Source organism: Georgenia phoenicis (assembly GCF_047302425.1).
Classification (GTDB): domain Bacteria; phylum Actinomycetota; class Actinomycetes; order Actinomycetales; family Actinomycetaceae; genus Oceanitalea.
Genome location: NZ_CP154855.1, coordinates 698,904 through 719,407 on the forward strand (window position 1 = coordinate 698,904; position 20,504 = coordinate 719,407).

The window sequence follows — 20,504 nt, forward strand, 5'->3', positions numbered from 1 at the left end:
GGCACGGCGTGCCGAGGTGTGGGTCGTCAGGACTGGGCGCGGCAGGCGGGGCAGGTGCCCCAGTAGATGACCTCGGCCGCATCGATCGAGAAGCCGTGGTCGTCGCTCGCCGTCAGGCAGGGGGCGTGCCCGACGGCGCAGGGCACGTCGCCGATGTCGCCGCACGTGCGGCACACCACGTGGTGGTGGTTGTCCTCGCGGAAGAGCTCGAAGCGGCCGGGGGACCCGTCCGGCTCGATCCTCCGCAGGAGCCGCACGTCCGTCAGGGCGTGCAGGACGTCGTAGACCGCCTGGGTGGACACAGTCCCGAGACGCTCCTTGACGCGGCGCCGGATCTCCTCCGCCGTCGCGTGGGGGTGCGCCTCGACCTCGGCGAGGACCGCGAGGCGCGGAGCGGTGACCCGGAGGTCGGCTGCGCGCAGCAGCTCGGCGTGGTCGGTGGGCATGGCCCCACCCTAGTCCCGAGACTGGAATGACTCAAGTATTGGCACCTGTCAGGACGGCGTCCGGGGTGTGGCGCTCGGCACAGCGGCGCCCAGCGGCGTGCCATCATCGGGCGGTGAGTACGAGCGGCGCCTACCCCGAGGGGACCGAGAAGCCGTCGGTCATCGTCCGGCCGGCGCTGCCCTCCGACGCGCGCCGCATCTTCGAGCTCGTCGCGCCCTACGCGGAGAAGCGCATCCTCATCGCCAAGGAGCTCATCAGCTACTTCGAGGCGATCCAGGAGTTCCTCGTCGCCGAGCTCCCCGACGAGGACGGCCAGTGGCAGGTCGTGGGCTGCGGCGCGCTCCACGTCATGTGGGACGACATCGCCGAGGTCCGTACCCTCGCCGTCGACCTCGACCACCAGCGGCGGGGGGTCGGCTGGCACGTCCTCACCGCCCTCATCGAGCGCGCCCGGGTGCTCGGCCTCAAGCGGGTGTTCTGCCTCACCTTCGAGGTCGAGTTCTTCCGCCGGATGGGCTTCGAGGTCATCGAGGGCACCCCCGTGGGCACCGACGTCTACGCCCAGATGCTGCGCTCCCACGACGACGGCATCGCCGAGTTCCTCGACCTCGCGCGGGTCAAGCCCAACACCCTGGGCAACTCGCGCATGCTGCTCGAGCTCTAGCGCGGCAGGCGCCGCCGCAGGACAAGGACGACGACGGCGAGCTGGGCCGTCACCGCCCCCAGTGCGAGGAACAGCACGGTCCGGCCCGGCTCGGCCAGGGACCAGCCGAGCGCGGCCCCGACGCTCCACACGAGCACCGCGCGCACGACCCACCGCAGCCGGTCCCGCACCGCTCCGACGACGGCCGCGAGCTCCGCGCCGGTGAGGGCGCCGCGCAGCCCGAGAGCGGCGACGGACGCCCCGACGAGCGCGAGCAGCTGGCCGCCGCCGAGGATGGTGAGGGTCGGCCCGGAGAGAGCCGGCTCGGAGCCGCTGAGCGCGAGGATCGCCGCGGCGACGACGGCCAGACCGAGGCAGGCGGCACCGCAGCCGACGACGGCGTCGCGCAGCGCGCGGATGGTGCGTGCCAGCCGGACGTCCGGCGGGACCGAGAGGCTCTCCACACCGGCACCCTACGCGGCCGTCCCGCCGCCACCGCCACCGCTCCCGCGCGCGGGCCGTCGGTCACGCTCGTAACCTCGGGAGCATGAGACGCCGAGCCGCCCTCTCCGCGGTCCTGCTCCTCACCGTCGCCGCTGCCTGCAGCACCAACGACGAGGAGTCGCTCGAGCGCCCGACGAACGCGGAGGAGCGTGACAGCGAGCAGCTCGCCACGTGCGAGGCCTTCTACGAGGGCACCGGGACACCGCTGGCCGAGCGCGCCGAGGCCGCCCGCTCGGCCCTCGGGTCCGGCGAGGTCGTCGACACCGAGACGTACACGGAGATCAACGCCCTCGAGCAGCGGCTGCGGGAGCTCTCGGAGGACGCGCACGTCGAGATGGTGCCGGTCATCGCCCAGGTCGTCGCCCCGTTCACCGCCGCGGTCACCGCGGTCAACGAGGCGGGGGAGCAGGAGGTCCCCGAGGGGGAGGAGGCGCCCTTCCCGGACCTCAGCACGATCGACGTCACCGAGTCCGCCGAGGCGCAGGGCCTGCTCGAGGAGATGTGCGCGGACGCCGGGTACGAGGCCGGCTAGCTCAGCCGGGCAGCGCCCACCGGCCCGGGGAGGGCTCGGCGACGAGGCCGTCGGTGTGCAGGGAGGCCAGGGCCCGCGCCGCCTGGGCGGGGTCCGCGGCACCTTCGCGCAGCGGGGCGAGCAGCTCCTTGGTGCCGAGCGTGGCGCCGTCGGGCAGCTCACGCAGGCGCGCCATGAGCCGCCCGCGCGCCTGGCGGTCCGTGCCGTGCCACGCCTGGGTGCGGCGCCGGCCGGCGAGCTCGTCCGGCGGGCAGCCGGCCCGGCGCCAGCGGCAGTGCTCCGCCAGCGGGCAGGCGCCGCAGCGCGGGGACCGGGCGGTGCAGACCAGGGCGCCGAGCTCCATGACGCCCTCGTTCCAGCGCACCGAGGCGGCCGGGTCCGCCGGCAGCAGCTCCGCGGCACCGGCCCGCTCGCCGGCGGTGAGGCCGGGCGGTGGCAGCGCCCGGCCGGCCACGACCCGGCCGAGCACGCGGCGCACGTTCGTGTCCAGGACCAGCGCCCGCCCGCGGTGGGCGAAGCTGACGACGGCGGCGGCCGTGTAGGCCCCGACGGCCGGCAGGGCGAGCAGCTCCTCCTCCGTCGCGGGCACCACGCCGCCGAAGCGCGCGACGATCTCCGCGGCGCACTCGCGCAGCCGCAGCGCCCGGCGCGGGTAGCCGAGCCGCTGCCAGGCGCGCAGCACGTCCGCCGGGGCGGCCGCGGCCAGGTCCGCGGGCGTGGGCCAGCGTGCCATCCACTGCTCCCACGCCGGGGCCACCCGCGCGACGGGCGTCTGCTGGGACATGACCTCGCTGACGAGGACGCCCCACGGCGTCGTGCCGGGACGGCGCCACGGGAGGTCGCGGGAGTGGGCGGCGAACCAGGCGGCCACCGGGGCGTGGAGGTCGGGCATCGCCACCAGTGTGCCCCGTCCCGGCGAGCCTTCCGGGACGGTGGCGGCGTGGGTGTCTACCGTCGGAGCCGTGAGCACCTCAGGACCCGCACGGCGACCGGCGCGGCCCTCGGCCGCCGTCTACCGGCGCCGGCGCCTCGTCGCGCTGCTGCTCCTGCTCCTCGTCGTGGCCGGTGTCGTGTGGGGCGTCACCGCCCTGCTCGGCAGCCGGGACGCGACCCCCGCCGCCACGGCGGACCCCACCGAGGAGAGCACCGGCGCGCCGGAGCCGTCACCCGGCGAGGTGGCGGCGTGCGAGGGGGCGGACGTCGAGGCGGACTTCGCCATCGAGCCCACCGCCGCCGAGGTGGGCGCGGAGGTCACGGTGCGCAACACCGGTGACGCCCCGTGCCTGCTCGACGCCGGGCCGGGCACGCTCGTCGCCTCGGTCACCTCGGGCAACGACGCCGTGTGGAGCTCGGCGCACTGCGCAGGCGACGCGACGAACAAGCTGCTCCTCGACGCCGGCGGCACGACCCCCGTCACGGTCACCTGGGACGGGCACCGCTCGGCGGAGGGCTGCCCCGGAGGTCAGCCGCAGGCCGGGCCTGGCACCTACCGCCTGGCCCTCGAGCTGGCGGGCGACCCGCTGGGCACGGAGGCCTTCACCCTGGGCTGAGCAGGGCTCAGACGTAGCGCTCGAGGATCGAGGACTCCGCCAGGCGGGACAGGCCCTCCCGCACCGAGCGGGCACGCTGCGGACCGACGCCGTCCACCTGCTGGAGGTCCTCGGTGCTCGCGGCGAGCAGCTTCTGCAGCGGCCCCAGGTGCTCGACGAGCGCGCTGACCACCGCGGAGGGCAGGCGGGGGATGCGCGAGAGCATCCGGTAGCCGCGCGGGCTCAGGGGGTCGTCGAGGGACTGGCCGTCCGGGCCGCCGATGCCGAGCGCGCGGGCGATCGCCGACATCTCGATGAGCTCGGCGGAGGAGAGCGCGGCCAGCCGCGTGAGCACACCGGTGACGTTGTCGGCGGCCCGGGCGCTGTAGTCGCGGATGATGAACTCGCGGTCCGGGGCGAGCCCGCCGATGAGCTCGTCGAGCTGGAGGGACAGCAGCCGCCCGTCGGCGCCGAGCTCGATGACGTAGCCGTCGATCTCGGCGGAGATCCGCGAGACCATCTCGAGGCGCTGGACGACGGTCGTGACGTCACGGACGGTGACGAGGTCCTCGATCTCGAGGGCGGCGAGCGTGCCGGACACCTCGTCGAGCCGCATCTTGTAGCGCTCGAGGGTGGCCAGGGCCTGGTGGGCGCGGGAGAGGATTGCGCTGGAGTCCTCGACGACGTGCCGCACGCCGTCGACGTAGAGCGCGACGATCCGCATCGACTGGCTCACGGTGATGACCGGGTAGCCGGTCTGCTTGGCCACGCGCTCCGCGGTGCGGTGGCGCATGCCGGACTCGCTGGTCTCGACGCTGGTGTCGGGCATGAGCTGGACGTTGGCCCGGCGGATCCGCTGGCGGGCGTAGTCGACGACGACGGCGCCGTCCATCTTCGCCAGCTCGCGCAGCCGGGTGGCGGAGAACTCGACGTCGAGGTCGAAGCCGCCGGAGCAGATCGTCTCGACGAGGTCGTCGTAGCCGAGGACGATGAGCGCCCCGGTGCGGCCGCGCAGGATCCGCTCGAGGCCGTCCCGCAGCTCGGTGCCCGGTGCGACGGCCTGCAGGGTGGCGCGCAGCAGCGTGTCGGCCTGCTCAGGCACGGGCTCTCCTCGGGTCGTGTGCGGAGCGCCGCTCGCACGCCCCGGGGGTCATCTTACGGCGCGCACGTGCGGCCCAGAACCTTCCGGCGCCCGCATCGGTGGCGGTGCCTCGGGAAGGGCGGCGAGGAGCGCCTCGTGGATGTTGGCGACCGGCAGCACCGAGACGCCGGGGACCGGCTTGAGCTGGTCGGCCCCGTGGCGGGGGACGAGCGCGATGGTGAAGCCGAGCCGGGCGGCCTCGCTCAGGCGGCGCTGGACACCGACCGTGGCGCGGACGTCACCGGTGAGCCCGACCTCCCCGATCGCGACGACTCCGCCGAGGAGGGCCCGGTCCGCGGCCGCGGAGGTGATGGCGAGGGCGACGGCGAGGTCCACCGCCGGCTCCACCGCGCGTGCCCCGCCGACGGTGGAGACGTAGACGTCCCGCCCGGACAGGTCCAGACCGACGCGCGCCTGGAGGACGGCGAGGGTCATCGAGGTGCGGGAGCCGTCCAGCCCGGAGGTGGTGCGGCGCGGGTTGCTCAGCGAGCTGGCGGCCACGAGCGCCTGGATCTCGGTGGGCATGGGCCGGCGGCCCTCGAGGCTGACCGAGGCGCAGGTGCCGGGCACCGCCGTGGTGCGCGACTCGGAGAGGAACAGGCCCGACGGGTCGGGCAGCCCGCTGATGCCGGAGTCGGTCAGCTCGAAGCAGCCGACCTCGTCGGTGGGCCCGTAGCGGTTCTTCGTGGCGCGCAGCAGGCGCAGGCGTGAGTGGCGGTCGCCGTCGAACTGGCAGACGACGTCGACGAGGTGCTCGAGCACGCGCGGCCCGGCGAGCGAGCCGTCCTTGGTCACGTGGCCGACGAGGATGACCGGCACGTGGCGCCGCTTGGCCGCGCCGATGAGGGCCGCGGCGACCTCCCGGACCTGGCTCACCCCGCCGGCGGCGCCGTCCACCTCGGCCGAGGAGATGGTCTGGACGGAGTCGACGACGACGAGCGAGGGATCGGCGGCCTCGATGTGCCCGAGGACGGTGGCGAGGTCGTTCTCGGCGGTGAGGAGGAGGCGCTCGGCCATCGCCCCGATGCGCTCGGCGCGCAGGCGCACCTGGCTGGCCGACTCCTCGCCCGTCACGTAGAGCACCGAGCCGGTGCCGTGCTCGGCCGCCCGGGCCGCGACGTCGAGCAGGAGCGTGGACTTGCCCGCGCCGGGCTCGCCGGCGAGGAGGACGACGGCGCCGGGCACGATCCCGCCGCCGAGGACGCGGTCGAGCTCACCGACGCCGGTGGGGCGGGCGCGGGCGGTGTCGACGTCGACCTCGCCGATGGGCTGGGCGGCGAGGGCCGGCCGGGCGGGGGAGGGAGCGCGGCTGCCGGCGGGCGCGCCCGCCTCGCTCACGGTGCCCCAGGCCTGGCACTCCCCGCAGCGGCCTACCCACTTGGCCGTGCTCCAGCCGCACTCGGTGCACCGGTAGGCGGGGCGCTGGGTCTTGGTCGATGCCATGGGGTGACGGTAGCCCGGGCCACCGACACGGCGGCCCGGGCCGGCTCAGGCGGTGGGGAGCGCGTCGATGCTCAGCGTCAGCGTGTGCTCCTGGCCCGGCTCCAGCACGACGAGGTCGGTGCCGGAGTTGAAGGCGTCGGGCGGGCAGGTCATCGGCTCCACGGCCACGCCGCGGCGGTCGACCTTCTCCCCGGAGTACACCTGCACCCACGGCGCGTCCGCGTGCATGCGGGCGACGAACGGCGTGCCCGGGTGCTCGAGGGTCACGGTCCAGCCGCCCTCGGGCAGGCCGGTGTAGGCGTGGTCGATGCGGCGCCCGCCCAGCGGGCGCGGCTCGCGCAGGTCGAGGTCGCCGGACACCTCGCGCAGGCCCACCGGCGCCAGCCGCTCGTCGACCTCGAGGACCCGCGCGCCGGGCGCGCTGAGCGTGCACTCGTCCACCGGCGCGAGGTCGCAGGTGAGGTAGGGGTGGGTGGAGGAGCCGTAGGGCGCGGGGGTGTCACCGAGGTTGGTCGACGTGATGCTCACCGTGAGGCCGGTCGCGGCGTCGAGCCGGTAGGTGACGCTTGAGCGCAGCCAGAAGGGGTAGCCGTAGCGGGGCGGGAGCTCGGCGGTCAGGGTGACCTCGTCCGCGGTGGCGGCGGCGACGTCCCAGGCCACCCAGCACAGCAGCCCGTGGAGGGCGGCGCCGGTCTCGTGCTCGTTGACCGGCACCTCGTGGGTCTCGCCGGCGAAGTCGTAGCGCCCGCCGGTGATCCGGTTGGGCCACGGCACGAGCGTCTTGCCCAGGTACCCCACGGGCAGTTCGGCGGGGTCGTGCCCGACGACGACGTGCCGGCCGCGCCAGGTGAGCCCGGCCAGGCCGGCGCCCACGCTGACGACGGTCGCACGGTAGTCACCGGCAACGAGGGTGAGGACTTCTCCTCCGGGGGTGGTCACGTCGTCGTCCTTCCTGGCGCCACCGGGGCGTGAGCGCTCACATGCATCCTAGGCGGGCCCTCAGGGCCGGGCGGCGAAGGTCTCGAGGAGGGACGAGTCGCCCGAGACGATGATCGTGTCGCCGGGATTGATCCGGGTCTCCTCGGTCGCGTACTCGAAGGCCTCGCCGGGCGACTTCACCCCGAGGACGGTGACGCCGTAGCGGGCGCGGATCTGGGACTGCCCGATCGTGAAGCCCTGCGTCTCGCGCGGCGGGCGCATCTTGACGATCGTGAAGCCGTCCTCCATCTCGATGTAGTCGAGCATGCGGCCCGAGACCATGTGCGCCACCCGCTGCCCGGCGTCGTGCTCGGGGTAGACGACGTGGTGGGCGCCGATGCGCCGCAGGATGCGCCCGTGCTCCCCGGAGGTCGCCTTGGCCCAGATCTGCGGCACCTCCATGTCGACGAGGTTGGCGGTGATGAGGACGCTCGCCTCCAGCGAGGTGCCGACCCCGACGACGACGACCGAGAAGTCCTGCGCCCCCAGCTGCTCGAGGGCGTCGGGGTTCGTCGCGTCGGCCTCGACCACCGGCAGCCGGCCGGACCACTGGGAGACGAGGTGCTCGTCCTTCTCGACGGCCAGGACCTCGCGCCCGATGTCCTCGAGGGTCGCGGCGAGGGCCGCGCCGAAGCGGCCGAGCCCGATGACGAGCACCGCGCTCGCGGGGGGCAGGTTGCGCTGCGCCATGTCCACCGTCCTTTTCTTCTCGGTCCTCAGTGTGCCGGGCTCAGCCGACGATCGGCGGCTCGGAGGGCATGCGGATGACCCGGCGGCGCTGGCGGAGGGCCAGCGCGCCGGCCAGTGTGACGGTGCCGAGGCGGCCGGCGAACATGAGCGCGCTGAGGACGTACTTGGCTGCGTCGGGGAGGTCGGGGGTGATGCCGGTGCTGAGCCCGACCGTCGCGAAGGCGGAGATCACCTCGAAGAGGACGAGCTCGAGGTGGTAGTCCGTCAGGGCCAGCAGGAGAAGCGTACCGACACCGACGAGCGTGGCACCGAGGAAGGCGACGGCGACGGCCAGCCGGATCGTCGTCGTTCCCACCCGCCGCCCGAAGGCCTCGGCGTCGCGGTCGCCGCGCGCCTCGGCGACGATGGCGAGCACGAGGACGGCGAAGGTCGTCACCTTGATGCCCCCGGCGGTCGACGCCGACCCGCCGCCGACGAACATGAGGGCGTCGGTGATGAACCACGTCGCGTCGTTCGCGACGCCGAGGTCCACTGTGCTCAGGCCCGAGGACCGGGAGTTGACGCCTGCCAGGAGTGAGGCGAGCACGCGGTCGGCGACGGGTAGCTCCCCGAGCGTCGCGGCGTTGCGCCACTCGAAGAGGGCGAAGGCGAGCGACCCGCCGAGGGCGAGGAGCGCGTAGGTGACGACCGTGAGCTTCGTGTGCAGCGACAGGCGCCGTTGGCCCCGCAGCCGGCCGACGACGTTGAGGATGACGGGGAAGCCCAGCGCACCGACGGCACCGCCGATGATGATCGGCAGACACATCCACCAGTCACCGACGAAGGGCTCCATCCCGCTCTCGAGAACGACGAAGCCCGCGTTGTTGAAGATCGACACCGCCATGAACACGGCGTGCCAGGTCGCGTCCCCGAGGGACTCACCGAGCGACAGGAAGCGCGGGACGAGGACGAGGACGATCATGAGCTCGAGGGCGAGCGAGGCGACGACGACGGCGCGCACCAGGGTGCCGACCTCACCGAGGCGGGTCGTCTTTGTCTCGGAAGCGGCGAGGAGCCGTTGGGTCAGCCCGATGCGCCGCGAGACCGCCAGTCCGAGGATCGAGGCGAGCGTCATGACGCCGAGGCCACCGATCTTGACGGCGACGATGATGACGGCCTGACCGAAACCGGACCAGTAGGTGGCGGTGGAGACCGTCGTCAGCCCGGTGACGCACACGGCGGAGACGGCGGTGAAGAGCGCGTCGACGAAGGCGGCCGGCTCCTCGGCCCGCGTCGCCGCGGGCAGCGAGAGCAGTGCGGTGGCGACGGCGATGATGGCGGCGAAGACGAGCAGCGCCAGCCGGGCGGGGGAGTGACGCGCCATGTGGTCGACGGCGTCCCGCAGCGCACCGAGCGCGCGGCTCGGCCAGGGGGCGCGAGGCGTCCGCACAGCTGTCACGCGCACACCTTGCCAGACTCCGGCCCGCGCTACCGTGAAGCATGCCCAAGCCGCTGCTCCCGTGGAGCGAGGACCTGCTGGAGTACAACTTCGGCGCCGGCCACCCGATGGCCCCCCTCCGCCTCGCGCTCACGCACCGGCTGCTCGCCGACTTCGGGCTGCTCGAGGCCTTTGCCGTCACGGACGTCGGCCCGGCGGACGACGCCGCCCTGCTGCGCGTCCACCAGGCCGACTACCTCGCCGCCGTCCGCGCGGCGGGCGAGGGCCGGGCGGACCCCGCCCGGGGGCTGGGCGAGACGGACAACCCGATCTTCGGGCAGATCCACGAGGCCGGTGCCCGGGTCGCCGGCTCGACGCTCGCCGCGGCGCTCGCGGTCTGGGAGGGGCGGGCGACGCGTGCCCTCAGCCTCGCCGGCGGCATGCACCACGCGATGCCGAACCGCGCCTCCGGCTTCTGCGTCTACAACGACGTCGCCGTCGCCGTCGCCGCCCTGCTCGACGCCGGGGCCGAGCGCGTCGCCTACGTCGACCTCGACGCCCACCACGGCGACGGCGTAGAGCGCGCCTTCTGGGACGACGACCGCGTCCTGACGATCTCGGTCCACCAGCACCCCGGCACGCTCTTCCCGGGCACCGGCTACGCCCAGGACCTCGGCGGGCCGGCCGCGCGCGGCACCGCGGTCAACGTGCCGCTCCCTCCGGGCACCGGCGACGCCGGCTGGCTGCGGGTCCTGGACGCCGTCGTCGCGCCGCTCGTCGAGGAGTTCCGCCCGCAGCTGCTCGTCAGCCAGCACGGCTGCGATTCCCACACGCTGGACCCGCTCGCCGAGCTCACCGTCTCCGTCGACGCCCAGCGGCGCGCGGCGCTCCTCATGGCCGAGCTCGCCGACGCCCACGCCGGCGGCCGCTGGGTGGCCACAGGAGGTGGTGGCTACGAGGTCGTCAGCGTCGTGCCGCGGGTGTGGGCGCACCTGGCCGCCGTCGTCGCCGGCCGTCCCCTCGACCCGGCCACTCCGGTGCCCGAGTCGTGGCGCGCGGACGTCACCGGGCTGGCCGACGTCGAGCCGCCGACGCGGATGACCGACGACGTCGACGCCGGGTATCGCCCCTGGTCGGCGGGCTACAACCCGGACGACGCCGTCGACCGCGCCGTCATGGCGACCCGCGGCGCCGTCTTCCCGCTCCACGGCCTCGATCCCCAGCAGCTCTAGGTCAACGGATGGTTTCCCAAAAGTGGCCGGAGGCTCTAGAGTCGTCGCGTATCTCCGCGCGATCGCGCCGAAAATGACAGGTAGGTGGACATGGCAGAGCAGCAGGCACCGCGGTTCCTCACCGTGGCCGAGGTTGCCGAGCTCCTCCGGGTCTCGAAGATGACCGTCTACCGCATGGTGCACGCCGGGGAGATCCCGGCCGTCCGCGTGGGCCGCTCCTTCCGCGTCCCGCAGCTGGCCGTCGAGGAGATGCTCAGCAGCGGCATCGGCGACTGGTCCCCGGAGTCCCAGGCCCGCTGAGCCTGCCCTCGCGCGCGGCGCGAGGTCGCGAGACGATCACGCGATGGCGCCCACGCGAACCCTGCTCATCGTCCTCGCCGGCGGTGCGGGATCCCGGCTGGAGACGCTCACCGAGCGTCGGGCCAAGCCCGCGCTGCGCTTCGGCGGCAGCCACCGCCTCATCGACTTCCCCCTGTCCAACGCCGCCAACAGCGGCGTGAGCGACGTGTGGGTGCTCGAGCAGTTCGAGCCCGAGTCGATCACCGCGCACCTCGCCGGCGGGCGGCCCTGGGACCTGGACCGCTCCCGCGGCGGGCTCATGGTCCTCGGCCCGCACCGCGGCGACGAGCGCGAGGGCTGGCACGCGGGCACCGCCGACGCGCTGTGGCGCAAGGCCGAGCCCATCCGCGAGCACGCCCCCGACGTCGTCCTCGTCGCCTCCGCCGACGCCGTCTACCGCATGGACTACGCCGACGTCGTCGCCCACCACCTCGCGAGCGGTGCGGAGGTCACCATGGTGACCACGCGCCACGAGGGCGACTGCTCGCGCTACGGCGTCGTGCGCGTGGAGGACGGGCGGGTGACCGACTACGTCCTCAAGCCCGAGGACCCACCCACCCGCATCGTCACGACCGAGGTCTTCGCCTTCACCCCGGCCGCGCTGCTCGAGACCCTCGAGGCGGCCGCCGGCGAGGCCGACGAGGGCCTGGGCGACCTCGGCGAGCAGGTGCTGCCCGCGATGGTCGCCCGCGGCGCCGCCGCGGACTACCGGCACACCGGCTACTGGCAGGACGTCGGCACGGTCGACGCGTACTGGTCGGCGCACATGGAGCTCCTCGAGCAGCCGCCCTTCGACCTCGACGACCCCTCCTGGCCGGTGCGCACCCCCGCGCAGCGGCACCTCGGCGCCCGCGTCCACGCCCGCGGGCAGGTCGAGGACTCCCTGCTCTCGCCCGGGGTCGTCGTCGAGGGCACGGTGCGCCGCAGCGTCCTCGCCCCGGGCGTCCAGGTGGCGCCGGGCGCGGAGGTCGTCGACTCCGTCCTCCTCGACGACGTGCGGGTCGGGCCCGGCGCGACCGTGCGGCGCAGCGTCGTCGACGAGGGAGCGCGCGTGCGCGGCCGGGCGGAGGTCGGCGGGGAGGACGACGGGCAGGACGGCGTCACGCTCATCAGGGCCGGCAGCGTCGTCCACCCGCGCAAGCGCATCCCCGCGGGCGGGCGCTACCCGGGGTGACCTGGGTCCCAGAGCCGCGGGAGGCGCACGGAGGCGGTAGACTCGCCGAGTTCAGCGTGTAGTCCCGCGCGCCACCATCCGGCACCACCACAGCACTGCGAGGTCCCATGGGCTCTGTCATCAAGAAGCGCCGCAAGCGTATGTCGAAGAAGAAGCACCGCAAGCTGCTTCGCAAGACGCGCCACCAGCGTCGCAACAAGAAGTGACCGCCTCCAGGCCCGGCAGACTGCCGGGCCTGGCGCATGTCCGGCGTCCTAGGAGCCGGTGAACCGACGGCGCAGGGCGCGGAGCACGGCGGTCGCCGCCCACACCGTGCCGGCCCAGCCGGCGCCCCGCACGCCAGCGCGCACGTCCTTCTTGACGTCCCGGCGCCGGCGGCGGAAGTCGCGCACCGGCCAGCCCACGTCCACCGCGTGCAGCCGCATCCGCGGCTCGGGGTTGATCGCGCAGGGCGAGCCGACCGTCGAGAGCAGCGGGATGTCGTTGACGGAATCCCCGTAGGCGAAGCTGCGCGACAGGTCGATCCCGCGCTCACGCGCGAGGGCGAGGACGTTGCCCTTCTTGCCCTCGCCGTGGAGCATGTTGCCGCGCAGCGCCCCGGTGTAGATGCCCTCCTCGTGCTCGGCGATCGTGCCGAGCGCGCCGGTGGCACCCAGGCGCCCGGCGATGAGGTCGGCGATCTCCGCGGGGGTGGCCGTGATGAGCCACACCTCGTGCCCCGCGGCCAGGTGCTGCTCGATGAGCGACCGGGCGCCGGGGAAGATCTTGTTGGCCAGGACCTGGTCGTAGACCTCCTCGCCGATCGCGACGATCTCCGCGACCGTCCGCCCGCGCACGATCCCCAGCGCGCGCTCGCGGACCGCGGCGATGCGGTCGAGGTCCTCCCCGAGCAGGAGGTAGCGCACCGAGTGGCCGGCGAAGAAGGCGATGTCGCGCAGGCCGAAGAAGTCACGGCGGTAGAGCTCGCGGGCCAGGTGGTAGGCGCTGGCGCCGCGGATGATCGTGTTGTCGACGTCGAAGAACGCCGCGACGACCGCGTCGTCGTCGTCCGTCGTCGCGTGCACGTCCCCACCCTAGGGCCGCGCGTAGGATCGGCGCGTGCCCGACTCCCGAGTGGTCCTCTACTCCCGCGCCGGCTGTCACCTGTGCGAGGAGGCGCGCGCCGTCGTCGTCGCCGAGTGCGAGCGTGCCGGTGCCGGGTGGCGGGAGGTCGACGTCGACGCCGACCCGCAGCTGCAGGCGCGCTACGGGGAGTACGTGCCCGTCGTCGAGGTCGACGGCACGGTCCAGGGCTTCTGGCGCCTCGACCCCACGCGCCTCAGGTCCGCCCTCACCTAGCCCGCAACCCCGGTAACGCCGACAGCCGGACTCCTCGAGGAGGAATCCGGCTGTCGGCGCGTGACGGGCGGGATCTCCTCGGGAGAATCCGGCTGCCGGCGCGAGGAAGAGGGGGAGCGTCAGGCCGCGATGGCCGAGATCTCCAGGGCGATGCGGATCTTGTCGCCGACGAGCACGCCGCCGGTCTCGAGGGCCGCGTTCCAGGTGAGGCCGAACTCCTTGCGGGAGACCTCGGTCGTGGCGGAGAAACCGACTCGCTTGTTGCCGAAGGGGTCGGTGGCCGCGCCGTTGTACTCGACGGCAAGGGTGGCCGGCTTGGTCACGCCGTTGATGGTGAGGTCGCCGTGGACCGTGAACTCCTCGTTGCTGCCCTCGACGGAGGTGCTGGCGAAGGTCCAGGTCGGCTTGTTCTCGGCGTCCCAGAAGTCGGCGGAGCGCAGGTGGTTGTCGCGGTTCTCGTCGCGGGTGTCGACGGAGCCGGACTGGATGGTCACGTTGACGGCGGAGTCGGCGAAGTTCTCGGCGACGGTGATGTCACCGGCGAAGTCATTGAACTGGCCGCGGACCTTGGCGATGCCGGCGTGCCGGACGCTGAAGCCGACCTCGCTGTGCGACGGGTCGATGGTGTAGGTGCCGGGGGCAAGGGTCATGAGTGTCTCCTCGATCGATGCAAACGAACTTGACTGTTCAACCATAACTCCGGCGCGGGCGACGTGCAAGACGGGGGTGCACGGGGTGGGGCGGGTCATAACCGGGGCGGGCCCGGCGGCCCGGGAGTTTGCGACACTAGGGGCATGTCCCGAACGACGGTGCACCTCCTGCGCCACGGTGAGGTCCACAACCCCGGCGGCGTCCTCTACGGCCGCCTCGAGGGTTTCCGGCTGTCCGACCGCGGGCAGCAGATGGCCCGGCGGGTGGGCGAGGTCCTCCACGGCAACGGCCACAACCTCCGGCTCGTCGTCGCCTCCCCGCTCCAGCGCGCCCAGGAGACGGCCCTCCCCACGGCCCGGGCCTTCGGGCTGGAGCTCGGCACCGACGAGCGGCTCATCGAGGCCGCCAACGACTTCGAGGGCACGACCGTCGGCAGCCAGCGGGCCAAGCTCGCCAGCCCCCGCTACTGGCGCCGCTACGTCAACCCGATGCGCCCGAGCTGGGGCGAGCCCTACCGCGACCAGGTCGCGCGGATGACCGCCGCCGTCGGGGACGCGCGCCGCCGGCTGGAGGCCGAGGGCGGCGGGGAGGCGCTCCTCGTCAGCCACCAGCTGCCCATCTGGGTCACCCGCCTCTTCCTCGAGCGCCGCCCGCTGTGGCACGACCCCCGCAAGCGGCAGTGCTCCCTCGCCTCGCTCACCTCCCTCACCTTCGACGGCTCGCGCCTCGTCGGCCTGGCCTACTGGGAGCCGGCCGCCGACCTCGTCGCCGGTGCCCTCGACCTGCTGCCCGGGGCGTCCGGTGCCGCGATCCCGCGTGCGGACGTCGAGGGGAACGCATGAGGACGGTCCGCGCACTGGCCGCCCTCGTCCTCGCCGCGCTCGCTCTCGCCGGCTGCGCGCCCGCGGAGGAGACGGCGCAGGACACGACCGGCGCCGGCTACCAGGCCGGGGACGGCTCCTGGACCACGTGGGAGGCCGACGAGCGCAGCGAGCCCGTCGAGCTCACCGGCACGACCTACGACGGCGAGGAGGTGGCGCTCGCGGACTGGCGCGGCGACGTCGTCGTCCTCAACTTCTGGTACGCCGCATGCCCGCCCTGCCGTGCCGAGGCCCCCGACCTCGCCGCCATCCACACCGACTACGCCGACGACGGCGTGCGGCTGCTCGGGGTCAACCCGCGCGACGACGCCGCCACCGCCCAGGCCTTCGAGCGCAGCTTCGAGGTGCCCTACCCGAGCCTCCACGACGAGGCCGCCCGGGGCGTCGCCGCGCTGCAGGGCGTCGTGCCGCTCCAGGCCATGCCGACGACGGTCGTCCTCGACGCCGAGGGGCGGGTGGCCGGCCGCGTGCTCGGGCAGATCGACCCCGCCGTCGTGCGCGGCATGGTCGACGACGTCCTCGCCGAGGCGGCCCGATGAGCTGGGACGGGATCGCACAGACCTTCCAGACGACCGTCCTCAGCGGCTCCCTCCTCGCCGCCGTGCCCGTCGCGCTCCTCGCCGGCGCGATCTCCTTCGCCTCCCCCTGCGTCCTGCCCCTCATCCCCGGCTACGTCGGCTACCTCGGCGGGATGGCCGGCACGCTCGGCCAGACGCCGGGCGGCACGGGCCGGACGACGACGGCGACCCGCACCGGGCAGGGACGCCTGCTCCTCGGCGTGCTGCTCTTCGTCCTCGGCTTCAGCGCCGTCTTCGTCCTCCTCGGCGTCGTCTTCGGGGCCCTCGGCGTGGCCCTCGCGCCGTGGCTCGACGTCATCACCCGGGTCATGGGCGTCGTCGTCATCCTCATGGGCCTGGCCTTCATGGGCGCCGTGCCCTTCCTCCAGCGCGACCGCCGCCTCCACCTCAGCCCGCGCGCCGGGCTGTGGGGTGCGCCGCTGCTCGGCGTCGTCTTCGGCCTGGGCTGGGCGCCGTGCATCGGCCCGACCCTCTCGGCCGTCCTCCTCCTGTCCCTCGACGGCGGCGACCCCGCCCGCGGCGCGCTCCTCGCCGCGGCCTACTGCCTGGGCCTGGGCGTGCCCTTCGTCGTCATCGCGCTCCTCTACTCCCGCACCACCCGGGCGATGGGCTTCCTGCGGCGCCACCGCCTGACGATCATGCGGACCGGGGGAGCGCTGCTCGTCCTCGTCGGTCTCGCGCTCGTCACCGGGCTGTGGGGCCACTTCGCGAACTGGGTGCAGGGCCTGGTCGCCGGCTTCGTGACGGTGGTGTGATGAGCTACCGCCCCGAGGGTCTGCGGACCATGGACGACGCCGACGACGCACCGCCACCGTCCCCGGCGCCCACCGGCATCGGCCTGCGCGGCTGGCTGCGCTGGGCCTGGCGCCAGCTCACCTCGATGCGGGTGGCGCTGCTCCTCCTCATGCTGCTCGCCATCGCGGCGCTGCCCGGCGGCTTCTTCCCCCAGCGCCCGCAGGACCCGGCCGCCGTCGCCGCCTACTACGCCGACCACCCGACGGCCGCGGAGTGGCTCGAGCGGCTCGGCCTCTTCGACGTCTACGGCGCGCCCTGGTTCGCCGCGATCTACCTCCTCCTGTTCGTCTCCCTCATCGGCTGCATCCTGCCCCGCACCCGCACCCACCTGCGGGCGCTGCGGGCCGCACCCTCGCGGGTGCCGCGGCGCCTGGGCCGCTTCCCGGTCCACGCGACGCACACGACGACCGCCTCCGCCCAGGAGGTCACCCGCGCGGTGCGCGGCGCCCTCGGCCGTCGCTTCCGGGTCGCCGAGACACCCGAGGGCATCAGCGCCGAGCGCGGCTACCTCCGGGAGACCGGGAACATCGTCTTCCACCTCTCCCTCGTCGGGGTGCTCGTCGCCCTGGGCGCCGGGCAGATGCTCAGCTACCGCGGGCAGGCCGTCGTCGTCGAGGGGCGCTCCTTCGCCAACGCCGTCGTCGACTACGACTCCTTCACCCCCGGCTCCCTCGTCGACACCGACGACCTCGAGCCCTTCACCGTCACCCTCGACGAGATGTCCTCGGAGTTCACCGTGGACGCCCAGGCCCGCGACTTCGCCGCCGACGTCACCGTCACCCAGCCGGACGGCGAGACCCGGACCGACACGATCCGGGTCAACTACCCGATCACCGCCGCCGGCGCGAACGTCTACCTCGCCGGCAACGGCTTCGCCCCCCACCTCACCGTGCGCGACGCCGAGGGGGAGGTCGCCTTCTCCCAGCCGGTGCCCTTCCTGCCGGAGGACGACTTCTACACCTCCCGCGGCGTCGTCAAGGTCCCCGACGTCTCCCCGGGCCTGGAGCAGCTCGGCCTCACCGGCTACCTGCTGCCCAGCGCCGTCGTCGACGAGGAGGGTGCCCGCTCGGTGCACCCGCAGCCCCACGCCCCGCTCCTCGTCCTCGAGGTCTACACCGGTGACCTCGGCCTGGACGACGGCGTCCCGCAGAACGTCTACGAGCTCGACACCGAGGGCATGACCCCGGTCATGGTCGGCGAGGAGCCGGCGACGGTCCTCGTCGAGCCCGGCCAGGAGGTCGAGCTGCCCGACGGCCTGGGCACCATCGCCTTCGAGTCCCTGCCGCGCTTCGCCGCCCTCGACCTGCGCTACGACCCCTCGCTCACCGTCCTCCTCGTCTCCGCGCTGCTCGCCATGGCGGGGCTGTCCGCGTCGCTCTTCGCGCCGCGGCGCCGTCTGTGGGTGAAGATCGGGGAGGACGACGACGGACGTACAGTTGTCGAGGCGGCCGCGCTGGCCCGTGGCGACGACCCCGGCCTCGAGCCCGAGCTCGAGCGCGTCATGACCGCAGTCCGGGCCGCTGCGCCCACGTCTCAGGAGGACACGTGAACGACCTCGGCCAGCTGAGCCTGCTGGCGATCTACGGTGCGATGGCCGCCTACGGCGTCGCGATGGTCGCCTTCGGCATCGACCTGTCCGCCCTGCGCGACGGCGGCCCCGCCGACCGCCCCCGCCGGGCGGTGCGGGTGGCGATGACGACGACCTACGCCGGCCTGGCCCTGCACGTCGTCGGCGTCGTCACCCGGGGCATCGCCGCCGGCCGCGTGCCGTGGGCGAACATGTACGAGTTCTCGATCGTCTTCACGCTCGTCGCGGTGGCGACCTTCGTCCTCGTCCAGCGCTGGCGCGACCTGCGCTACCTCGGTGCGCTCGTCATCACCCCGGTGCTCCTCGCGCTCGGCCTGGCCGTCTCCGTCCTCTACATCGAGGCCGACGGCGTCCGCCCGGCGCTCGACCACTACTGGCTCGTCATCCACGTCTCCGTCGCGACGGCGGCGATCGGCGTCTTCTCCGTGGGCGCCGCGATCTCGGTGGTCCAGCTCGTCAAGGCCCGCGGGGAGAGCACCCGGGCCGTCGCCGAGCGTGAGCCGGCCGTCGCCCTCGCCGGTGGCTCGGGCGCCCCGGCCGCCGACGCCGCGGCGCCCACGGAGCGCGCCCGTGGCTTCTGGGGCCGGCTGTCCGACGTGCTGCCCGGTGCGGCTGAGCTCGAGCGACTGGCCTACCGGCTCAACGCCGTCGGCTTCCTCTTGTGGACCTTCACGCTCATCGCGGGCGCCATCTGGGCCGAGCACGCCTGGGGCCGCCCGTGGAACTGGGACCCCAAGGAGGTCGGCACCTTCGTCGTGTGGGTCGTCTACGCCGCCTACCTCCACGCCCGCGCAACGCGCGGCTGGGACGGGCGCAAGGCCGCCTACCTGGGCCTGTCCGGCTTCGGGCTGCTGCTCGTCAACTACTACGTCGTCAACCTCTTCGCCGACACCGTCCACGGCTACGCCTTCTAGCGGTCCCACGACGCCGAGAGCCGGATTCTCCACGGAGAATCCGGCTCTCGGCGTATGAAGAGGGGGAGGGGCGCTCAGCGGCGGGGACCGGGCTCGCCGTCGTCGGTGCTCTCGTCGTCGGCGGGCTCGTCGGCGGGCGGCTCCGCGGGACGCGGCCGGTTGAGGCCGGCGAGGAACTCGGGGTCGTCGTCCGGGGCGAGCGGGCGCGGCGCGGGCCGGCGCGTCGTCGGGCGCGAGGGGTGGGCGCCACCGACCCGGCCCGCGGCCTGCCGGCTCGCCCGGCTGACGACGAGCCACGCGAGGGCACCGATGCCCGGGAAGACGACGATGAGGACGACCCAGACCGCCTTGGGCAGGCCCACGGGCAGGTCGGTGTCCTCGGAACGGACGCAGTCGACGAGGGCGTAGACGACCAGGCCGATGAGGAGGATGAAGGGCAGGTATCTCAGCATGTCCCCTCCAGCCTATGCCGAGTGGCAGCGGGCCGGGGGCGCGCGGGCGGCGACGTACCCTGGGTGGGTGCCCATCCTGCGTTACACGCTCCTGCGCCTCGCGCTCATCGCCGGGGCCTTCGCGCTCCTGTGGCTGCTCGGCCTGCGCGGCTGGCTCGTCGCCGTCGTCGCGGTGGTCGTCGGGGCGCTGCTGTCCTACCTGCTGCTGCCCCGCCAGGCCGACGCCGCGGCGGCCGTCATCGCCCAGCGCCGCCGGCGCCGGGCGGAGTCGCTCGACGAGGCCATCGCCCAGGACGCCGCCGAGGAGGACGCGATCATCGACGGCGAGGACCTCCGGGACTGATCAGAGCAGCAGGCCCAGCCCGAGCAGGACCCCGTAGCCCAGCTCGAGCAGCCCCGTGTCGCGCAGCACGACGATGAGCTCGCGCCCCGTCGCCCCGCCCAGGACGATCCGGGCGAGCCGCACGACCACCGGTGCGAGCAGCAGCGTGAGCAGCGCCCAGGGGTGCGCCGGCGCCAGGGCGACGGCGAGGACGAGCGGCACGGTGACCATCGCGACGTAGCCGAGGCGCGCGCGCCGGTCACCCAGCCGGACCGCCAGGGTGCGCTTGCCCGCCACGGTGTCGGTGGGGATGTCGCGGACGTTGTTGACCATGAGCAGCGCACAGGCGATGAGGCCGATGCCGACCGCGCCGGCCAGCGCCGCCCACGACAGGCTCAGCGCCTGCGTGTACGTCGTGCCGAGGGTCGCGACGAGCCCGAAGAAGACGAAGACGCCCACCTCGCCGAGCCCGCTGTAGCCGTAGGGCCGCCGCCCGCCGGTGTAGTACCAGGCGGCGACGACGGACAGCGCACCGACCGCGACGAGCCACCACGTGCCCGCCAGCGCGCACAGCACCAGGCCGAGGACGGCCGCGACGCCGAAGGAGGCGAAGGCCGCGAGGCGGACCGTGCCCGGGCTCGCGGCTCCCGAGCCGGTGAGGCGCGGCGGGCCGGTGCGGACGTCGTCGGTGCCGCGCACGCCGTCGGAGTAGTCGTTGGCGTAGTTGACGCCCACCTGCAGCGCGAGGGCCACGCCCCCGGCGAGCAGCGCGCGCGGGACCGAGCCCGAGCCGAGGTCGTAGGCGGCGCCGGTGCCGACGAGGACGGGTGCGGCGGCGGCGGGCAGGGTGCGGATCCGCGCACCCTCGACCCAGTCGGCGAACGTGGCCATGGGGCTCCTTGCTGGGGGACGGCGT

General features: G+C 74.1%; 26 protein-coding genes. 14 read left to right on the forward strand and 12 right to left on the reverse strand.

The features are described from left to right. Positions 1-26: 26 nt before the first annotated feature. Entirely contained in the window at positions 27-446 is a 420-nt protein-coding gene (locus tag AA0005_RS03480) for a Fur family transcriptional regulator (RefSeq protein WP_413452039.1), read from the reverse strand. 113 nt (positions 447-559) lie between these two features. Between AA0005_RS03480 and AA0005_RS03485 the strand changes: the two genes are divergently transcribed. Then, entirely contained in the window at positions 560-1,111 is a 552-nt protein-coding gene (locus AA0005_RS03485; protein WP_413452040.1) for an amino-acid N-acetyltransferase, read from the forward strand. On the opposite strand, the gene AA0005_RS03490 is transcribed toward AA0005_RS03485, so the two are convergent. Beyond that, a complete protein-coding gene (locus AA0005_RS03490) occupies positions 1,108-1,554 on the reverse strand; it encodes a hypothetical protein (RefSeq protein ID WP_413452041.1) in 447 nt (148 codons plus the stop codon). The genes AA0005_RS03485 and AA0005_RS03490 overlap by 4 nt on opposite strands. Positions 1,555-1,637: 83 nt before the next feature. Here AA0005_RS03490 and AA0005_RS03495 point away from each other — a divergent pair, with 83 nt between their 5' ends. Next, a complete protein-coding gene (locus AA0005_RS03495; RefSeq protein ID WP_413452042.1) occupies positions 1,638-2,126 on the forward strand; it encodes a hypothetical protein in 489 nt (162 codons plus the stop codon). A 1-nt stretch (position 2,127) separates the two neighbouring features. On the opposite strand, the gene AA0005_RS03500 is transcribed toward AA0005_RS03495, so the two are convergent. Beyond that, on the reverse strand, positions 2,128-3,018 hold the full coding sequence (locus tag AA0005_RS03500) for an A/G-specific adenine glycosylase (protein ID WP_413452043.1): 891 nt from the start codon (positions 3,016-3,018) through the stop codon (positions 2,128-2,130). A 70-nt stretch (positions 3,019-3,088) separates the two neighbouring features. Here AA0005_RS03500 and AA0005_RS03505 point away from each other — a divergent pair, with 70 nt between their 5' ends. Further along, positions 3,089-3,676: a hypothetical protein gene (locus AA0005_RS03505; RefSeq protein ID WP_413452044.1), complete on the forward strand. Its 588-nt coding sequence runs from the start codon at positions 3,089-3,091 to the stop codon at positions 3,674-3,676. A 7-nt stretch (positions 3,677-3,683) separates the two neighbouring features. On the opposite strand, the gene disA is transcribed toward AA0005_RS03505, so the two are convergent. From disA to AA0005_RS03530, 5 genes are read right to left on the reverse strand one after another with little or no spacing between them, the layout of a single operon-like run. Then, positions 3,684-4,757 carry a DNA integrity scanning diadenylate cyclase DisA gene (gene disA / locus AA0005_RS03510; RefSeq protein ID WP_413452045.1) on the reverse strand — a complete coding sequence of 358 codons (1,074 nt, stop codon included), beginning with the start codon at positions 4,755-4,757 and terminating at the stop codon, positions 3,684-3,686. A 48-nt stretch (positions 4,758-4,805) separates the two neighbouring features. Continuing rightward, positions 4,806-6,239 carry a DNA repair protein RadA gene (radA, locus tag AA0005_RS03515; protein WP_413452046.1) on the reverse strand — a complete coding sequence of 478 codons (1,434 nt, stop codon included), beginning with the start codon at positions 6,237-6,239 and terminating at the stop codon, positions 4,806-4,808. 45 nt (positions 6,240-6,284) lie between these two features. After that, positions 6,285-7,178, reverse strand: a complete 894-nt coding sequence (locus AA0005_RS03520) for an aldose-1-epimerase (RefSeq protein WP_413452047.1) — start codon at positions 7,176-7,178, stop codon at positions 6,285-6,287. 60 nt (positions 7,179-7,238) lie between these two features. Next, complete coding sequence (locus AA0005_RS03525) at positions 7,239-7,907, reverse strand: potassium channel family protein (protein WP_413452048.1); 669 nt, start codon at positions 7,905-7,907, stop codon at positions 7,239-7,241. Between the two features lie 40 nt (positions 7,908-7,947). Continuing rightward, positions 7,948-9,270 (reverse strand): TrkH family potassium uptake protein, encoded by a 1,323-nt coding sequence (locus tag AA0005_RS03530; RefSeq protein WP_413453056.1) that lies wholly within the window; start codon positions 9,268-9,270, stop codon positions 7,948-7,950. A 116-nt stretch (positions 9,271-9,386) separates the two neighbouring features. Here AA0005_RS03530 and AA0005_RS03535 point away from each other — a divergent pair, with 116 nt between their 5' ends. From AA0005_RS03535 to AA0005_RS03550, 4 genes are all read left to right on the forward strand, one after another. Continuing rightward, positions 9,387-10,556, forward strand: coding sequence for an acetoin utilization protein AcuC (locus tag AA0005_RS03535; RefSeq protein ID WP_413452049.1), 1,170 nt, complete (start codon positions 9,387-9,389; stop codon positions 10,554-10,556). Between the two features lie 90 nt (positions 10,557-10,646). Further along, positions 10,647-10,856, forward strand: a complete 210-nt coding sequence (locus AA0005_RS03540) for a helix-turn-helix domain-containing protein (protein ID WP_110852582.1) — start codon at positions 10,647-10,649, stop codon at positions 10,854-10,856. 43 nt (positions 10,857-10,899) lie between these two features. Next, positions 10,900-12,069 carry a glucose-1-phosphate adenylyltransferase family protein gene (locus tag AA0005_RS03545; protein WP_413452050.1) on the forward strand — a complete coding sequence of 390 codons (1,170 nt, stop codon included), beginning with the start codon at positions 10,900-10,902 and terminating at the stop codon, positions 12,067-12,069. Between the two features lie 107 nt (positions 12,070-12,176). Then, positions 12,177-12,275 (forward strand): 30S ribosomal protein bS22, encoded by a 99-nt coding sequence (locus AA0005_RS03550; protein WP_005504750.1) that lies wholly within the window; start codon positions 12,177-12,179, stop codon positions 12,273-12,275. Positions 12,276-12,323: 48 nt separating this feature from the next. Here the strand turns inward: AA0005_RS03550 and AA0005_RS03555 are convergent, their stop codons facing one another. Continuing rightward, the gene (locus AA0005_RS03555) at positions 12,324-13,133 is read right to left on the reverse strand and encodes an HAD family hydrolase (protein ID WP_413452051.1); all 810 of its coding nucleotides are present in this window, start codon (positions 13,131-13,133) and stop codon (positions 12,324-12,326) included. 34 nt (positions 13,134-13,167) lie between these two features. On the opposite strand from AA0005_RS03555, the gene AA0005_RS03560 reads away from it, so the two are divergent. Continuing rightward, positions 13,168-13,407 carry a glutaredoxin family protein gene (locus AA0005_RS03560; protein ID WP_413452052.1) on the forward strand — a complete coding sequence of 80 codons (240 nt, stop codon included), beginning with the start codon at positions 13,168-13,170 and terminating at the stop codon, positions 13,405-13,407. Positions 13,408-13,526: 119 nt separating this feature from the next. Here the strand turns inward: AA0005_RS03560 and AA0005_RS03565 are convergent, their stop codons facing one another. Further along, on the reverse strand, positions 13,527-14,057 hold the full coding sequence (locus tag AA0005_RS03565; RefSeq protein WP_413452053.1) for a YceI family protein: 531 nt from the start codon (positions 14,055-14,057) through the stop codon (positions 13,527-13,529). A gap of 144 nt (positions 14,058-14,201) precedes the next feature. Here AA0005_RS03565 and AA0005_RS03570 point away from each other — a divergent pair, with 144 nt between their 5' ends. From AA0005_RS03570 to ccsB, 5 genes are read left to right on the forward strand one after another with little or no spacing between them, the layout of a single operon-like run. Next, positions 14,202-14,900, forward strand: coding sequence for a histidine phosphatase family protein (locus tag AA0005_RS03570; protein WP_413452054.1), 699 nt, complete (start codon positions 14,202-14,204; stop codon positions 14,898-14,900). After that, on the forward strand, positions 14,897-15,478 hold the full coding sequence (locus AA0005_RS03575; protein ID WP_413452055.1) for a TlpA family protein disulfide reductase: 582 nt from the start codon (positions 14,897-14,899) through the stop codon (positions 15,476-15,478). Before AA0005_RS03570 ends, AA0005_RS03575 begins: the two co-directional genes overlap by 4 nt. Continuing rightward, positions 15,475-16,272: a cytochrome c biogenesis CcdA family protein gene (locus AA0005_RS03580; RefSeq protein WP_413452056.1), complete on the forward strand. Its 798-nt coding sequence runs from the start codon at positions 15,475-15,477 to the stop codon at positions 16,270-16,272. Before AA0005_RS03575 ends, AA0005_RS03580 begins: the two co-directional genes overlap by 4 nt. Further along, a complete protein-coding gene (locus tag AA0005_RS03585) occupies positions 16,272-17,861 on the forward strand; it encodes a cytochrome c biogenesis protein ResB (RefSeq protein WP_413452057.1) in 1,590 nt (529 codons plus the stop codon). Before AA0005_RS03580 ends, AA0005_RS03585 begins: the two co-directional genes overlap by 1 nt. Further along, entirely contained in the window at positions 17,858-18,814 is a 957-nt protein-coding gene (gene ccsB / locus AA0005_RS03590) for a c-type cytochrome biogenesis protein CcsB (RefSeq protein ID WP_413452058.1), read from the forward strand. The genes AA0005_RS03585 and ccsB overlap by 4 nt, the downstream gene beginning before the upstream one ends. 74 nt (positions 18,815-18,888) lie before the next feature. On the opposite strand, the gene AA0005_RS03595 is transcribed toward ccsB, so the two are convergent. After that, positions 18,889-19,266 (reverse strand): PLD nuclease N-terminal domain-containing protein, encoded by a 378-nt coding sequence (locus AA0005_RS03595; protein WP_413452059.1) that lies wholly within the window; start codon positions 19,264-19,266, stop codon positions 18,889-18,891. A 67-nt stretch (positions 19,267-19,333) separates the two neighbouring features. Between AA0005_RS03595 and AA0005_RS03600 the strand changes: the two genes are divergently transcribed. Continuing rightward, positions 19,334-19,609 carry a DUF4229 domain-containing protein gene (locus tag AA0005_RS03600; protein ID WP_413452060.1) on the forward strand — a complete coding sequence of 92 codons (276 nt, stop codon included), beginning with the start codon at positions 19,334-19,336 and terminating at the stop codon, positions 19,607-19,609. Here AA0005_RS03600 and AA0005_RS03605 read toward each other — a convergent pair whose 3' ends face one another. Next, positions 19,610-20,479 carry a 1,4-dihydroxy-2-naphthoate polyprenyltransferase gene (locus tag AA0005_RS03605; protein ID WP_413452061.1) on the reverse strand — a complete coding sequence of 290 codons (870 nt, stop codon included), beginning with the start codon at positions 20,477-20,479 and terminating at the stop codon, positions 19,610-19,612. Positions 20,480-20,504: the final 25 nt, after the last annotated feature.